Here is a 15,352-nt window from a genome sequence, read left to right as displayed (position 1 = left end):
GCTTCCAACTACCAACTCTCTTGGGTTTCTTTGACACTGGAACCGGGGAACGGAAGGGCTCGGTCCCTCGCCACGGTGCGCGGCGTTTGGACAACGGGCCGGTCGGAACGTTCCGAAAAACCGGGTCCTTCTACAACGGCCAAAGGCCGGGGGCATTCGCCCCCAGCCTTCGGTTGGTCGCCAGTGGAATCCGGCGACGCAAGAGCTGCTTACTTGACCTCGACGGTCGCGCCTGCAGCTTCCAGATCCTTCTTCATCTTGGCAGCGTCGTCCTTCGACACGGCTTCCTTCACGACGCCACCGGCCTCGGTCAGGTCCTTCGCTTCCTTCAGGCCGAGACCCGTGATGGCGCGGACAGCCTTGATGACTTCGACCTTCTTCTCGCCAGCCGACTTCAGGATGACGTTGAACTCGGTCTGCTCTTCGACCGGAGCGGCGGCGGCAGCCGGGCCGGCGGCCATGACCGGGGCAGCGGCGGAGACGCCGAACTTCTCTTCGATCGCCTTGACGAGGTCCATGACTTCCATCAGCGACTTGGTGGCGATGGCGTCGACGATCTGCTCGTTGGTAACGGACATTGTGATTTACCTTTCGGAAATAGGTTTCTAAAGCGGATTCAGGAATTTACGTCGGCGATCAGGCGGTTTCGGCGGCAGCTTCTTCAGCCGGCGCGGCGTCGCCGCCACCCTGCTGATCGGCCACGGCCTTGACGGCACGCGCGAACATCGAGGCCGGTTCGGCCAGGACGCGTGCGAGCATCGCGAGCGCCTGCTCACGGGTCGGCAGCGAGGCCAGGACATCCACGTGGGCGGCCGGCAGCAGCTTGCCTTCCACCGAGACGACCTTCGCCTTGAGCTTGTCGTTGCCCTTGGACGCGTCCTTGATCAGGCGACCGGCAGCGCCGGGCTCCTCGAGCGAAAACGCATACAGCAGCGGACCGACCAGGGCGTCCTGGACGCACGCGAAATCGGTGCCTTCAACGGCGCGCGATGCCAGCGTGTTCTTGACGACCCTGAGGTACACACCCGTTTCGCGAGCCTTCTTGCGCATCTCGGTCATCTGACTGACCGTGGTGCCCGCGTACTCGGCCGCGACCAGGGAGTGCGCCTTACCGGCGATTTCCGCCAGTTCCGCGACGACTACCTGCTTCTGGGACAGATTGAGAGCCATTGCACTCCTCCAATTGAACTCCGCGATGGCATGCGCCACAGCGGGACGGGGCGGCGCCGGATCCTTGGCGCCGGGGATGTCGCGAGGACATCCCGGTGGTGGCCGTCCAGAAACGAATTTCCAGAAGGGCACCATCTACGCAGGCTTGGTGGATTAAGCGATCCCGCTTCGACCGACGGCGATTCCCTGCCGTGTTGAGCTTCCTGCCCGTCGCCGGTCGGCGCTGACCGCACCTGCGGTCTTTGACGGTCACTGCCACCGAAGCGGCAGCGCCTTCAAAAGAGTCGGCCGATGGCGTGAGCCACCGGCCTTGAAACGATTACTTGAGAGCGAGCGACGTCTGGTCGACGATCACGCCGGGGCCCATCGTCGTGCTGATCGCGATCTTCTGCAGGTACTGGCCCTTCGAGGTCGACGGCTTGGCCTTGATCAGGTCAAGCAGCAGCGCCTGGAGGTTGTCCTTCAGCTTGTCGCCGTCGAAATCGGCCTTGCCGATCGTGCAGTGAATGATACCCGCCTTGTCCGTGCGGTAGCGGACCTGGCCACCCTTGGCGTTCTTGACCGCTTCAGCCGGGTTCGGCGAAACGGTACCGACCTTCGGGTTCGGCATTAGGCCGCGCGGGCCCAGCACCTGGCCGAGCTTACCGACGACGCGCATGGCGTCCGGCGTGGCGATGACGACGTCATAGTTGAGCTCACCGGCCTGCATGCGCTCGGCGAGATCGTCCATGCCGACCGCTTCTGCGCCTGCGGCGAGGGCCTCGTCGGCCTTCGCACCGGCCGGCGCGAACACCGCGACGCGAACGGTCTTGCCGGTGCCGGCGGGCAGCACGGTCGAGCCGCGCACCTGCTGGTCCGACTTCTTGGCGTCGACGCCAAGACGCACGGCGACGTCGACCGACTCGACGAACTTCGCCTTGGTGGCGGACTTGACGATCTTGATGGCGTCCTCGATCGGGTAAGCCTTACCCGGGACGACCGCGGCCTTGATGGCCTTCTGGCGCTTGTTCATTGCCATGTTCTTAGCCCTCCACCACGAGACCCATCGAGCGGGCGGAGCCCGCAATCGTCCGCACCGCCGCTTCGAGCTCGGCCGCCGTCAGGTCGGCTTCCTTCTGCTTGGCGATGTCCTCGAGCTGGGCGCGGGTGACCTTGCCCACCTTCTCGGTGTTCGGACGCTTCGAACCCGACTGGATGCCGGCTGCCTTCTTCAGCAGCACGGACGCCGGGGTGCTCTTGGTGACGAACGTGAACGTACGGTCGGAGTACGCCGTAATGATGACCGGGGTCGGAAGACCCGGCTCGAGCTTGGAGGTCGCGGCGTTGAACGCCTTGCAGAACTCCATGATGTTCAGACCGCGCTGACCCAGCGCAGGACCGACGGGCGGCGAGGGATTGGCCTGACCGGCCTTCACCTGCAGCTTGATGTAACCGACAACCTTCTTTGCCACGATCTTTCTCCTGGAGTTCGAACGTCAGCGGTTGCGAACCGGTGACTCCTCCTTTCGTTGAAGTTCGAAACAGGCCTTGGCCTGTTTCGTTCCCTCGGCGTTATCCGGCCGCAAGGCCGGATCGACGGCGAGAGTTATCCGAACCGAAGGTTCGGGTAACGCTTACTTGGCCTTTTCCACCTGGCCGAACTCGAGCTCGACCGGCGTGGAACGACCGAAAATCAGCACCGCCACGCGCAGGCGGCTCTTCTCGTAATTGATTTCTTCGACGACGCCGTTGAAGTCGTTGAACGGGCCTTCGGTGACGCGAACCATCTCGCCCGGCTCGAACAGCACCTTGGGACGCGGCTTCTCGACGCCTTCCTGCACGCGCTGCAGGATCTGGTCGGCCTCGCGATCGGAGATCGGGAGCGGACGATCGGCGGTACCGCCGATGAAGCCCATCACCTTCGAGGTCTCCTTGATCAGGTGCCAGCACTCGCTGTCGATGCGCGGGATGCCGTTGTCGTCATGCACCGCGATCTGCACCAGCACGTAGCCGGGGAAGAACTTGCGTTCGGAGCGGCGCTTCTGCCCGGCGCGCATCTCGACCACTTCTTCCGTCGGCACGAGCACGTCGCCGAACTTGTCCTGCATGTTCTCGCGCGCGATGCGGTCACGCAGCGCCTGCGCAACCGGCTTCTCGAAGCCCGAGTAGGCATGCACGACGAACCAGCGCTTGTTGATTTCCGTCATTTCAACGTCCCAGCAGAAGCTTGACGAGCCACTGGATCACCACGTCGAACCCGGCGAGCAGCAAGCTGAGGATGAGTACGGCGAGCATGACGACCCACGTCGTGCGCATGGCTTCCTGGCGATTCGGCCAGACCACCTTGCGCAGCTCGAACCGCGACTCCGAGAGGAACTCGCGCGTGCGACCGCCGCGTGCGGACGTCGCGAACAGCACGCCGCCGAGCACCAGGCCAGCGACGACCATGAGCGCGCGAACGCCGGTCGCGAGATCGGCGAACCAGTAGAAGCCGAAGACGCCGGCAACGACCAGCAGGACGGCGACCACGTATTTGGCGACGTCGCCGGCGGACACGCCGCCAGCCTGTGCACCACGGTTTTGTACGACCTTGCTGTTCAACCCGCGATTCCCTCGCGAAAGCCCCTGCATCCTTGCCTGGGCTTCGATGATGTTCGGATCGACGGGCATCCGGATGGCCGTCGAGGTGGCACGCCAGGAGGGACTCGAACCCCCAACCTGCGGTTTTGGAGACCGCTGCTCTGCCAATTGAGCTACTGGCGTATCGACTTGTAGGCGTTTCCCGAAAAGGCAACGGCGGCTTGCGCCGCCTGCCTTTCCCGCCCGGTTGTGCGAGGCCGGTCGAAACCGGCTTCGCGTCCCGTGGGCCGGCGCTGGGCGCCGGTCGCGGGTTGCACCGCCGCCCGAAGGCGACGGCCGCAGGTATTACTTAACGATCTTCGCCACCACGCCGGCGCCGACGGTGCGGCCGCCTTCGCGGATCGCGAAGCGCAGGCCTTCGTCCATCGCGACCGGGTTGATCAGCTCAACCACCATCTTGATGTTGTCGCCCGGCATGACCATTTCCACGCCTTCCGGCAGCGTCACCGCACCGGTGATGTCGGTCGTGCGGAAGTAGAACTGCGGACGGTAGCCCTTGAAGAACGGGGTGTGACGGCCGCCCTCGTCCTTCGACAGCACGTACACCTCGGCTTCGAACGTGGTGTGCGGGGCGATCGAGCCCGGCTTGCACAGCACCTGGCCGCGCTCGACGTCGTCACGCTTGGTGCCGCGCAGCAGCAGACCGGCGTTATCGCCCGCCTGACCCTGGTCGAGCAGCTTGCGGAACATCTCGACGCCGGTGACCGTGGTCTTCTGCGTCGGGCGGATACCGACGATTTCGATTTCGTCGCCCACCTTGATGATGCCGCGCTCGATACGGCCGGTGACCACCGTGCCGCGACCGGAGATCGAGAACACGTCCTCGACCGGCATCAGGAACGGCTTGTCGATCGCGCGCTCGGGCTCCGGGATGAACGTGTCCAGCGCGTCCACCAGCTTCAGGATCGACGGCACGCCGATGTCCGACTGGTCGCCTTCCAGCGCCAGGCGGGCCGAGCCGTGGATGATCGGGGTGTCATCGCCCGGGAACTCGTACTTCGAGAGGAGCTCACGCACTTCCATCTCGACCAGCTCGAGCAGCTCGGCGTCGTCCACCATGTCGGCCTTGTTCAGGAACACGACGATGTACGGCACGCCGACCTGACGCGACAGCAGGATGTGCTCGCGCGTCTGCGGCATCGGGCCGTCCGCGGCCGAACACACCAGGATCGCGCCGTCCATCTGCGCTGCACCCGTGATCATGTTCTTGACGTAGTCGGCGTGACCCGGGCAGTCGACGTGCGCGTAGTGACGATTCGCGCTTTCGTATTCCACGTGCGCCGTCGAGATCGTGATGCCGCGCGCCTTCTCTTCCGGCGCCGCGTCGATCTGGTCGTAGCCCTTGAACTCGCCACCAAACCGCTCCGCGCCCACCTTCGTCAGCGCAGCCGTCAGCGTGGTCTTGCCATGATCGACGTGGCCGATCGTGCCCACGTTCACGTGGGGCTTGGTGCGCTCGAACTTACCCTTGGCCATGGTTCCGTCTCGTTGGGGCGCTTCGCGAGAAGCGTTCGGTGGATTGCGATCTTGGTGATTCCGGCCATCAGGCCGGCTTGTGCGGAAACATCCGCAGACAACATGGTGCTCACGAAAGGAATCGAACCTTCGACCTCCTCCTTACCAAGGAGGTGCTCTACCGACTGAGCTACGTGAGCGAAAACTTTGCGGTGTCTGTCGCGGCGTTCAATGGAGCGGGAGACGGGAATCGAACCCGCACCATCAGCTTGGAAGGCTGAGGTTCTACCGTTGAACTACTCCCGCGCCGGACGAACCGCTTGGGCACTGCATCGATGGTTGGTAACGCCATCGACTTGAAACAAAACGCTGGTGGAGGGAGGTGGATTCGAACCACCGAAGGCGTAAGCCAGCAGATTTACAGTCTGCCCCCGTTGGCCGCTTGGGTATCCCTCCGGAGAGCCCGCAATTCTGGCCGACCGTTCGGGGCAAGTCAACGGACTGTTCACTTCTCCGAGCGTGGGCCGGCCGCCGCTCAGACGTTGAAGCGGAAGTGCAGGACGTCGCCTTCCTGGACCCGGTATTCCTTGCCCTCCAGACGCAGGCGCCCGGCGTCGCGCGCGCCCGACTCGCCCTTGTACTTGAGGAAATCGTCGAAACCGATGGTCTCGGCGCGGATGAAGCCCTTCTCGAAATCGGTATGAATGACGCCCGCGGCCTGCGGTGCGGTCGATCCGGCCTTGACCGTCCAGGCGCGGACTTCCTTCACGCCGGCGGTGAAATAGGTCTGCAGGCCGAGGAGCTTGTAGGCGGCGCGGATGACGCGGTTCAGGCCCGGCTCGTCGAGGCCCAGATCGGTCAGGAACGCGTCGCGGTCGGCGTCGTCCAGCTGGCTCAGCTCTTCCTCGATGGCCGCCGACACCGGCACCACCTCGGCGCCCTCGCCCTTCGCGCGCTCGCGCACGGCATCGAGGTGCGGGTTGTTCTCGAAGCCGTCCTCGAGGACGTTGGCGACGTACAGCACGGGCTTGATCGTGATCAGGAACAGGTCGCGAACGGCCGCCTTGTCCTCGTCCGACAGGCCCAAGGCGCGCGCGGCCTTGCCCTGATCGAGGCCGGCGCGAATGCGCGCGAGCACCTCGACACGCACCTTCGCGTCCTTGTCCCCGGTCTTGGCCGAGCGCTCGGCGCGCTGCAGGGCCTTGTCGACCGACTCGAGGTCGGCGAGCGCGAGTTCGGTATCGATCGTGTCGATATCGGCCAGCGGATCGACCTTGTTGTTGACGTGGATGACGTCGGCGTTTTCGAAGCAGCGCACCACGTGGGTGATCGCGTCGACCTCGCGGATGTGCGCGAGGAACTTGTTGCCGAGGCCTTCGCCCGACGCTGCGCCGGCGACGAGGCCGGCGATGTCGACGAATTCGACGGCGGTCGGGATGACCTTCTGCGGCTTCACGATTTCGGCGAGCTGTCCGAGGCGCGGATCCGGCACCGGCACGATGCCGACGTTCGGCTCGATCGTGCAGAACGGGAAATTCGCCGCGGCGATGCCCGCCTTGGTCAGCGCGTTGAAGAGGGTCGACTTGCCGACGTTCGGCAGGCCGACGATGCCGCATTTGATGCCCATGACGGGGCTCCGGTATTCAAACGGAAAAGCGGAAGCGGCCGGTGTCCAGCGGCTTCCGCATGCCCGCTCAGGCTTTCGCGGTGTTGAGGCGCTTCATCGCCTCGTTGACGTCGCCGGCAACCGCCAGCGGCAGTACATCGAGCGCGTCGTCGATCGAACGCAGGATCATGGACTCATCGGCAGGCGACGGCTTGCCGAGCACCCAGCCGACGACCTTGTCCTTGTGGCCGGGATGGCCGATGCCGATGCGCAGCCGGTGGAACTTCGCGTGGCCAAGCAGGCGGATCGTGTCGCGCAGGCCGTTCTGGCCGCCATGGCCGCCATCGAACTTCAGGCGTGCGATACCGGGCGCGAGGTCCAGTTCGTCGTGCGCGAGCAGTGCTTCTTCCGGCTCGATCTTGAAGAACCGCAGCGCGGCGGTGACCGACTTGCCCGAGAGGTTCATGAAGGTCGCGGGCTTAAGCAGCCACACGGAATTGCCGCCGATATCGAGCTTGCAGGCTTCGCCGAACAGCTTGGGTTCGATGCGGAACTGCGCGCCGTACCTGCGTGCGAGTTCGTCCGCGAACCAGAACCCGGCGTTATGCCGCTGGCGCGCGTGCTCGTTACCGGGATTCCCCAGTCCGACGATGAGTTTCAGGCCCGGCATCGCGAGATCCGCAAATACGAACGGGCCGACCACGAAGGCCGGCCCGTCCGCATCACGCGATTACTTCTTGTCGCCTTCCGCAGCCGGCGTCTCGTCTTCTTCCGACGTACGCGCCGCCTTGGCGATGACGACGGCGACGTCGTGTTCCTTGCCCAGCTTCAGCTCCGGCAGCTCGACGCCGTTCGGAAGCTTGATGTCGGACAGGTGGACGATGTCGCCCTGCTTGAGGTCGGAAAGATCGACCTCGATGAACTCCGGCAGATCCTTCGGCAGGCAGCTGACGGCCACTTCGTTGAGCTCGTGCGTAACGACCACTTCGGTCGACTTGCCGGCCGGCGACTTTTCCTGGTTGAGGAAGTGCAGCGGCACCGAGACGCGCAGCGTCTGGTTGGCGTCGACGCGCTGGAAGTCGAGGTGGACGATCTGCTGCTTGTACGGATGGCGCTGCATGTCACGCAGCACGACGCTCTCGACGCTGCCTTCGATGTCGAGCGACAGGATCGACGAGTAGAACCACTCGTTCTGGCTGGCAAGCCAGATCTTCTCGTGATCGAGCTGGACCTGCTTCGGCGCGGACGTGCCGCCGTAGACGATGGCCGGGATGCTCGCGGAACGGCGCAGGCGGCGGCTCGCACCCTTCCCCGCGTCGTTGCGGCCCGTGGCCTTGATGGTGTGTTCGGACATTTCGATTACTCACTTTCTAGCGATGAAATCGCCTCGCGGCGATTGGAGTGACTCACCCGCGACCAGGTGAGCCGGTTGCGGCCTTGCGGCCGCGAAAATCAGTCGACGTACAACGAGCTCACCGATTCGCCGAACGCCACGCGCCGGATCGTTTCGGCGAGCAGCTCGGCGACGCTGAGCTGGCGGATCTTGCTGCAGGCGCGCGCGGCGTCGGTGAGCATGATCGTGTCGGTGACGACGAGCTCGTCGAGCTGCGAATTGCTGACGTTGCTGATCGCCGCGCCCGACAGCACGGGATGCGTGCAGTAGGCGACGACCTTCAACGCGCCACGCTCCTTCAACGCACCGGCGGCGGCGCACAGCGTGCCTGCGGTGTCGACGATGTCGTCGACGAGCACGCAGGTCTTGCCGGCGACATCACCGATGATGTTCATCACCGTCGCGACGTTCGCTTTCGGGCGGCGCTTGTCGATGATCGCGAGTTCCGCGTCATCGAGGCGCTTGGCGATCGCACGTGCACGCACCACGCCACCGACGTCGGGCGACACCACGACCATGTTGTCCGTGCCGTGCGCGCGCCAGATGTCGGCGAGCAGCAGCGGCGACGCATAGACGTTGTCGACCGGAATGTCGAAAAAGCCCTGGATCTGGTCGGCATGCAGGTCGACCGTGAGCACGCGATCGGTACCGACCGCGCTGAACATCTTCGCGGCAACTTTCGCCGTGATCGGCACGCGCGAACTGCGCGGGCGGCGATCCTGTCGCGCGTAACCGAAGTACGGCACGACCGCGGTGATGTTCATGACCGACGCACGCTTGAGCGCGTCGATCAGCACCAGCAGCTCCATGAAATTCTCGGCCGTCGGCGCGTTCGTCGGCTGGATGACAAACACTTCCTGGCGACGCACGTTCTCTTCGATCTCGACCTGCACCTCGCCGTCGGAGAACGTGCCGACCAGCGCCTTGCCGGGCCGCACGCCGAGTTCCTTGCACACGGCTTCGGCGAGCGGGCGATTGGCGTTGCCGCTGAAGACGAGGAGATTGCGATCTTTGTGCATGGCGGCCGGCAATCGGAAAGGAGGTCGGTGTTCGGTCTGACGCACAGGTGCGGACGAAGCGCGTGTCGCGCCGTCATTCGCATCCATATCCATCGCTAATGGCAGGGGCGGAAGGATTCGAACCTTCGCGTGCCAGGATCAAAACCTGGTGCCTTAACCACTTGGCGACGCCCCTGTCGTTGTCGAACGCGATGACGACGCGTGTTACGGCGCCTGGAACCTTTCGAGTGCCCGATGCAGCGGCGACACGCCGGCGCCGGCGACGAGCCGGCATCGGAGGGTCGGCGGCAGCCGACGGAGCGCGGCTTCGGCCGATTCGCGCGTGGCGAATTCGACGAAGCACCCGCTGCCCGAGCCGGTCAGTCGCGCCCTGCCCACCTGCGACAGCGTCGCGAGCACGGTGTCGACCACCGGTTCACGCGCGCGCAGGACGGGTTCGAAGGCATTCCCGAACCGGCCACTCCCGGGGGTCTCCCCCCGCAACGAAGTCCGCCATTTTCAAGGGCGGTGAATCGCGCGTCAAATCGGGAGATGCGAAAAGTGAGGCGGTGGGGCAATGCACACCGGGCTCGGCCACGATGTACCAGGCCGGGCGGAGGTCCATTGGAGTCAGGACTTCACCGACACCCTCGGCCCAGGCGTTGCGGCCGAGGACGAAAACCGGGACGTCGGCGCCGAGCGACAAACCAAGTTCTGCGAGCTTTTCCAGCGGCCAGTCAACGCGCCACAGCCGGTTGAGCGCGACGAGTACGGTCGCAGCGTCCGAGGATCCTCCACCGAAGCCGCCACCCGTTGGGATCTGCTTTTGGAGTTCGATGTCGGCACCTTGGGCGACGTTTGCCGCGCGTTGCAGCGCGATAGCGGCACGAACCGCCAGATCATCCTGCGAATCGACCCCATCGGGACCCTCGCCTACCCGCTCGATTCGCCCGTCGTCACGCAGCCGCAGCCGGATCGTGTCGCCCCAATCCAGCAGCCGGAAGACAGTCTGCAGCCGGTGGTAACCGTCGTCGCGGCGGCCGGTGATGTGCAGGAACAGGTTGAGCTTGGCCGGCGCCGGCCAGGCGGTCCACGCCGTCATGGCGCGTCGGTGCCGTCCGTCCAGCGATCGATGACGAGGCGGACGCGCGCGTCATCGCGGCGGGCCTCGATGCGGCTCGGTCGCGCGGCGGCGGCGTCCGCGGGCCAGGTGTAGTCGATGGTCCAGCCGGATTCGGCAAGGTGCGCGAGGCGGCCGTCCGCGCCGAACTGGACAACGGCGCTACCCGGATCGGCACGCATTCCGCGGACCCAGGCAGGCAACGAACGCACCGGGATGCTCCAGCCGGTGGCTTCGCGCAGCAGGCTTTCGGCGTCGCTGCCTTCGCGCGGGCCGCCGGGCAGGCCGTCGAGCGTCGCGCGACCCGGTTCGCCGTGCAGGCGCCAGCCCTGGTGCGTGATCGGTGCGGTCAGTTCGATGTCGAAGCGCTGGCCATCCTGTCGCCATTCGATTCGGCCGCTGCCGGCGTCGCGGGCGTTGGAGATAGCGATGCGGCCCGCGAGGCCCCAGCGTGTCTGCGTGGCGAGTTCGTGTTCGCACTGCTCGAGGCGCCCGGTGGCCGCATCGGAGGCGACCGGCGTCGGCGTGACCTGCGACGTGGCGCAGCCCGCCAGCAGCGTCAGCGCGACAAGGCCCGTAAGCCAGCGCTGCGGGGACGACAGTCGCGTACGGATCGATTCGCGCGCGGCTCGACCGAACCCACTCATGCGAGGCCGCCCTTGCCGCCCGAATTCTTGACCATCGGCGGCTTCGGAGTGGCAGCTGGCGACGCGGCATCGCCTGCAGCACTCGACGCATCACTCTTGCTGCTGCTCCCGGCAGGCGCAGGCGGCAACGTCGCGCCGGTCTTCTGCAGCGCGCGGGCGAGCGAACGGTTTTCCGGGTCGATGCGGCGCGAATCCTCGAAATAGCGGCGCGCTTCGTCCTTGCGGTCGAGCACCCACAGCACTTCGCCGACGTGCGCGGCGATCTCGGCGTCCTTCTGCATCGTGTAGGCGCGCTGCAGTTCGACCAGCGCGTCGGCCGGCTTGCCGAGGCGGTAAAGCACCCAGCCGTAACTGTCGACGATGGCGGCGTTGTTCGGTTCGGCGGCACGCGCACGATTGATCAGCTCCAGTGCCTCGCGATAACGCGTCGTGCGATCGGCCAACGTGTAACCCAGCGCGTTCAACGTAGCGACGTTGTCCGGCTGGCCGACGAGGATGCGGCGCAGGTCGGCCTCGGCGCGCGGGATGTCGTCGCGACGCTCCCAGGTCAGCGCACGCGAATACAGCAGGTCCGGGTCGTCCGGGAATGCGGCGAGGCCGCGCGCATACGCGTCCATCTCGCGCGCGTCGTCCTTGTCCTTCTGCCAGAGGCCGGCTTCGAGCGTGTACGCGGCGCGGCGTACGTCGTCTTCCGCCGACGCGTCCTGCTGCAGGTCGTGCAGCGCATCGATGGCCTGCTTGCCGCGGCCGAGTTCGTGCAGCACGTTCGCCCTGCGCAGGCGCGCCGTCCAGCGCTGCGGGCCGCCCGGCACGGAGCCGTACCACTGCAGCGCAGCGTCGTAGTGTTTGAGGTATTCGGCGATCTGCCCAAGCAGTAGGCGGCGATCGGGCTCGGGGCGCTGCGCATTGCGTGAAAGTTCGTCGTAGAGCTGCTGCAGGCGTGCGCGATCGTCGACTCGCGCATACAGCGACGCACGCAGCTGGTAGGTCTGGTCGTCCTGCGGGCCGGTAGCCAGCGTGTCCGCGGCGGCGACGGGCTCGCCGAGCGCGTCGTATTCGCGGGCGACGAGCAGGCGCAGGTCGGCATCGGTTTCGGTCGCGGCACGCAGCGAATCGATGGTCGCCTTCGCCTCGGCGTTCTTGCCGCTCTCGCGCAGCTGGCTGGCCTTGAGCAGCGTGACGCGCGGATCGCGCGGGAAGCGCGTGATCACTTCATTGACGATGCGGTCGGCCAGCGCGGGCTGCTGCAGGCGCTGGGCGAGGCCGCCGAGCGCGAGCCACGCCTGGAGCGTGGTCGGGACGGCGTTGGCGTCGAGCAGGCGGGTGACGATGCCGGCGGCCTGCTTGGGCGTGGTCGCGCCGCCGGCCAGCGTGCCGATGGCGAGGCGCCAGCCGTCTTCGGGGCGCGCGAACAGGGCGGTGAGTTCGCGCGTCGCGGCGGTATCGTCGCCGCGGTGCAGCGCCAGCGTGGCCTGGGCGACGCGAACGTCGGCGGTGTCGTCGGCCTTGGGGCCGAGCAATTCGCGCCAGAGCTTGAGCGCTTCGGCCGCGCGGCGATCGTTCTTGGCGACCAGTGCGATGCCGGTCGCGCGCTCGGCCAGGGCGACGTCGCGCGCGGCGCGGGCGGCGGCGAGGTAGCCCGCGGCCGCGTCATCCAGCTTGCCGGCCTGCAGGGCGAATTCGCCGGACAGCAGCGGCTGCAGCGGGAAGTCGCCGGGCGTCGCCGGCTTGGCGGCGGGTGCGGCCGAGGCCGGCAGCGCGACAGCGATCGCGAGTGCCAGGCTGAACCGTTTGATCGAACGCAAAACGAGAGGCATGCGCACCCGGGATACTGGTCTCGAAGGTTGCAGCACCCGCACCGGTAGAATGCCGGGCCTGCCGTCGCAGCTTAGCGCACGCCCCTGTAACGAATGGGTTTCCACGTCATCGGCCTCAATCACGCCACCGCGCCCGTCGACGTGCGCGAACGGGTGGCGTTTGCCGGCGATGCGCTGAACGGTGCGCTCGACGAGCTGCGCGCGATGCCGCAGGTCAGCGAAGCCGCGCTGCTGTCGACCTGCAACCGCACCGAGCTCTACGTCGAATCGGATGACGATGGCGATGCGCTCGCGCAGTGGCTGGCCACGCGCTCATCCGTCGGCCCCGATCTTTTCACGTATCTGTATCGACATCGCGATGCCGATGCGGTGCGCCACCTGTTCCGCGTCGCGACGGGCCTGGATTCGCTGGTGCTCGGCGAGCCGCAGATCCTCGGCCAGGTGAAGGACGCCTGGGCGACGGCGCGCGCCGCCGGCACGCTGGGCACGCGGCTCGACCGCCTGTTCCAGCACGCCTTCAGCACTGCCAAGCGCGCGCGCACCGACACGCGCATCGGCGCGAACCCGGTGTCCGTCGCATCCACCGCAGTGAAGTTGGCGCAGGAATCGTTCGCGCCGCTCGATACGTCGACCGTGCTGCTGATCGGCGCGGGTGAAACCATTGAACTCGCTGCGCGACATCTCGTGCAGGCGCGCACGAAGCGACTGCTCGTCGCGAATCGCACGCTCGCGCATGCGCAGGATCTCGCGCAGCGTCATGGCGGTTATGCGCTTCCGCTCGACGACCTCGACAAGCATCTCGCCGAAGCCGACGTCGTGATCAGCGCGACCGCCAGCCGCGAACCGATCCTTCGCGCGGTGCAGGTGGAAGCAGCGCTCGGCGCACGACGTCGTCGCCCGATGCTGCTGCTCGACCTCGCGGTGCCGCGCGACGTAGCCGCGGATGTGGCGCTCTTGTCGGATGTATTCCTGTACAGCGTCGACGATCTCGAACGCGCGATCGAGGACAACCGTCGCAGCCGTCGCGAAGCGGCCGACGAAGCCGAAGCGATCGTCGAACTGCAAGTCGCGCGTTTTCGCGACAAGCTCGAAGCCGGCGCGCGCAGCGAACCGGTCAAGCGCATCCGCTCGCATGGCGAAAACGCACGCGCGGACGTGCTGGCCAAGGCGAAGCAGCAACTCGCGTCCGGCATGCCGCCCGAGGACGCGCTGGAATTCCTCGCGCACACGCTGACCAACCGCCTGCTGCACGCGCCGACAGTGGCCGTGCGCGATGCGGCGACCCAGGGCGATGCCGACCTCGCACGCGCGGTCGAACGCCTGTTCCCGAATGCACCGGGCAACGACGCGGAGCGTTAGCGACGCGGCGCTCTCGTCGCACGGTCGCGCCGCGACCGCCCTGCCCCGTCGCCCGGTCACGCCATGAATCCTTCCCTGCGTCGCAAGCTCGAAGCCCTCGCCGAACGTCGCGAGGAGCTCGAGCGCCTGCTCGCCGATCCTGCAGTCATCAACGACGCCGCGCAGTTCCGTCGCCTGTCGCGCGAGTTCTCGCAGCTCGAACCCGTTGCGAACGCATTGGCAGAGGAACAACGCGCACGTGCCGACCTCGCGGCCGCGCAGGCGATGCGCGACGACCCGGAGATGCGCGAACTCGCGGACGAGGAGATCGACGCGGCGACGCAGCGTCTCGAACAGCTCGAAGCCGAGCTGCTCGCGCACCTGATCCCCAAGGATCCGCGCGACGAAGGCGATCTCTATCTCGAAGTGCGCGCCGGCACCGGCGGCGACGAGGCGGCGATCTTCGCCGGCGACCTGTTCCGCATGTATTCGCGCTACGCCGAACGCCAGGGCTGGCGCATCGAAGTCGAATCGGCGAGCCCCGGCGAGCACGGCGGCTTCAAGGAAGTCATCGCGCGGGTCGAAGGCGCGGGTGCGTATTCGCGGCTGAAGTTCGAGTCGGGCACGCATCGCGTGCAGCGCGTTCCGGCAACCGAATCGCAGGGCCGCATCCACACCTCGGCGGCGACGGTGGCGATCATTCCGGTCGAAGCCGAGGAAGCGCCGATCGAGATTTCGCCCGCCGATCTGCGAGTCGATACGTATCGTTCATCCGGCGCCGGCGGCCAGCACGTCAACAAGACCGACTCGGCGATCCGTATCACGCACCTGCCGAGCGGCATCGTGGTCGAAAGCCAGACCGAGCGCAGCCAGCACGCGAACCGCGACAAGGCGATGAAGCGCCTGCGCGCGATGCTGTCCGACGCGCAGATCGCGAAGGCCGCGGCGGCGCAGGCGGAGACGCGCAAGTTGCAGGTCGGCAGCGGCGATCGCAGCCAACGCATTCGCACGTACAGCTTTCCGCAGGGCCGCATCACCGACCACCGCGTCGAAGGGCTGACGCTGTACGACCTGCCGAACGTCGTCGAAGGCGCGCTCGATCCCCTGCTCGACCGCCTGCAGCAGGAACACCAGGCCGACGAACTCGCGCGCCTGACCTCGTCGGGCTGACGGGGTGTCGCGCCGCGGT

At 66.5% G+C, this 15,352-nt stretch carries 14 protein-coding genes, 5 tRNA genes and 2 pseudogenes; 2 read left to right on the top strand and 19 right to left on the bottom strand.

What is annotated here, in order from left to right:
* Nucleotides 1-209 precede the first annotated feature (209 nt).
* The 19 genes and pseudogenes from rplL to ACVWZN_RS00315 all read right to left on the bottom strand — a co-directional run.
* On the bottom strand, nucleotides 210-578 hold the full coding sequence (gene rplL, locus ACVWZN_RS00405) for a 50S ribosomal protein L7/L12 (protein WP_027082343.1): 369 nt from the start codon (nucleotides 576-578) through the stop codon (nucleotides 210-212).
* Between the two features lie 58 nt (nucleotides 579-636).
* The gene (gene rplJ, locus ACVWZN_RS00400; protein ID WP_456952170.1) at nucleotides 637-1,170 is read right to left on the bottom strand and encodes a 50S ribosomal protein L10; all 534 of its coding nucleotides are present in this window, start codon (nucleotides 1,168-1,170) and stop codon (nucleotides 637-639) included.
* Between the two features lie 319 nt (nucleotides 1,171-1,489).
* Complete coding sequence (rplA, locus tag ACVWZN_RS00395) at nucleotides 1,490-2,188, bottom strand: 50S ribosomal protein L1 (RefSeq protein ID WP_027082341.1); 699 nt, start codon at nucleotides 2,186-2,188, stop codon at nucleotides 1,490-1,492.
* A 4-nt stretch (nucleotides 2,189-2,192) separates the two neighbouring features.
* A complete protein-coding gene (rplK, locus tag ACVWZN_RS00390) occupies nucleotides 2,193-2,621 on the bottom strand; it encodes a 50S ribosomal protein L11 (protein ID WP_027082340.1) in 429 nt (142 codons plus the stop codon).
* Nucleotides 2,622-2,783: 162 nt separating this feature from the next.
* Nucleotides 2,784-3,356, bottom strand: a complete 573-nt coding sequence (gene nusG, locus ACVWZN_RS00385; RefSeq protein WP_036141679.1) for a transcription termination/antitermination protein NusG — start codon at nucleotides 3,354-3,356, stop codon at nucleotides 2,784-2,786.
* 1 nt (nucleotide 3,357) lies between these two features.
* Nucleotides 3,358-3,750, bottom strand: coding sequence for a preprotein translocase subunit SecE (gene secE, locus ACVWZN_RS00380; protein WP_456952169.1), 393 nt, complete (start codon nucleotides 3,748-3,750; stop codon nucleotides 3,358-3,360).
* An 86-nt stretch (nucleotides 3,751-3,836) separates the two neighbouring features.
* Nucleotides 3,837-3,912, bottom strand: a tRNA-Trp gene (locus ACVWZN_RS00375).
* A gap of 162 nt (nucleotides 3,913-4,074) precedes the next feature.
* Nucleotides 4,075-5,265: an elongation factor Tu gene (gene tuf, locus ACVWZN_RS00370; RefSeq protein ID WP_456952168.1), complete on the bottom strand. Its 1,191-nt coding sequence runs from the start codon at nucleotides 5,263-5,265 to the stop codon at nucleotides 4,075-4,077.
* A 103-nt stretch (nucleotides 5,266-5,368) separates the two neighbouring features.
* Nucleotides 5,369-5,444 (bottom strand) — tRNA-Thr (locus tag ACVWZN_RS00365).
* Between the two features lie 32 nt (nucleotides 5,445-5,476).
* Nucleotides 5,477-5,550 (bottom strand) — tRNA-Gly (locus tag ACVWZN_RS00360).
* A gap of 64 nt (nucleotides 5,551-5,614) precedes the next feature.
* Nucleotides 5,615-5,700: transfer RNA gene (locus tag ACVWZN_RS00355), tRNA-Tyr, on the bottom strand.
* Between the two features lie 79 nt (nucleotides 5,701-5,779).
* The gene (gene ychF / locus ACVWZN_RS00350; protein ID WP_456952167.1) at nucleotides 5,780-6,871 is read right to left on the bottom strand and encodes a redox-regulated ATPase YchF; all 1,092 of its coding nucleotides are present in this window, start codon (nucleotides 6,869-6,871) and stop codon (nucleotides 5,780-5,782) included.
* A 67-nt stretch (nucleotides 6,872-6,938) separates the two neighbouring features.
* Complete coding sequence (gene pth, locus ACVWZN_RS00345; RefSeq protein ID WP_456952166.1) at nucleotides 6,939-7,520, bottom strand: aminoacyl-tRNA hydrolase; 582 nt, start codon at nucleotides 7,518-7,520, stop codon at nucleotides 6,939-6,941.
* A 60-nt stretch (nucleotides 7,521-7,580) separates the two neighbouring features.
* Nucleotides 7,581-8,204 (bottom strand): 50S ribosomal protein L25/general stress protein Ctc, encoded by a 624-nt coding sequence (locus ACVWZN_RS00340; RefSeq protein WP_036141733.1) that lies wholly within the window; start codon nucleotides 8,202-8,204, stop codon nucleotides 7,581-7,583.
* Nucleotides 8,205-8,302: 98 nt separating this feature from the next.
* Nucleotides 8,303-9,262, bottom strand: a complete 960-nt coding sequence (locus ACVWZN_RS00335) for a ribose-phosphate diphosphokinase (RefSeq protein WP_027082401.1) — start codon at nucleotides 9,260-9,262, stop codon at nucleotides 8,303-8,305.
* Between the two features lie 99 nt (nucleotides 9,263-9,361).
* Nucleotides 9,362-9,437 (bottom strand) — tRNA-Gln (locus tag ACVWZN_RS00330).
* 29 nt (nucleotides 9,438-9,466) lie between these two features.
* Nucleotides 9,467-10,343: pseudogene (ispE, locus tag ACVWZN_RS00325) on the bottom strand (4-(cytidine 5'-diphospho)-2-C-methyl-D-erythritol kinase).
* Complete coding sequence (gene lolB, locus ACVWZN_RS00320; RefSeq protein ID WP_456952165.1) at nucleotides 10,340-11,008, bottom strand: lipoprotein insertase outer membrane protein LolB; 669 nt, start codon at nucleotides 11,006-11,008, stop codon at nucleotides 10,340-10,342. Before lolB ends, ispE begins: the two are co-directional and overlap by 4 nt.
* A 131-nt stretch (nucleotides 11,009-11,139) precedes the next feature.
* A pseudogene (locus ACVWZN_RS00315) lies at nucleotides 11,140-12,831 on the bottom strand (tetratricopeptide repeat protein); the annotation flags it as partial.
* An 87-nt stretch (nucleotides 12,832-12,918) separates the two neighbouring features.
* On the opposite strand from ACVWZN_RS00315, the gene hemA reads away from it, so the two are divergent.
* Both hemA and prfA read left to right on the top strand, forming a co-directional pair.
* Nucleotides 12,919-14,184, top strand: coding sequence for a glutamyl-tRNA reductase (gene hemA / locus ACVWZN_RS00310; RefSeq protein WP_456952164.1), 1,266 nt, complete (start codon nucleotides 12,919-12,921; stop codon nucleotides 14,182-14,184).
* A 63-nt stretch (nucleotides 14,185-14,247) separates the two neighbouring features.
* On the top strand, nucleotides 14,248-15,333 hold the full coding sequence (gene prfA, locus ACVWZN_RS00305; protein ID WP_456952163.1) for a peptide chain release factor 1: 1,086 nt from the start codon (nucleotides 14,248-14,250) through the stop codon (nucleotides 15,331-15,333).
* Nucleotides 15,334-15,352: the final 19 nt, after the last annotated feature.

It is taken from the genome of Lysobacter sp. HA35 (genome assembly GCF_054061195.1).
Note: the sequence above shows the minus strand (reverse complement) of the source record. Positions and strands in the feature narration are given on the sequence as shown.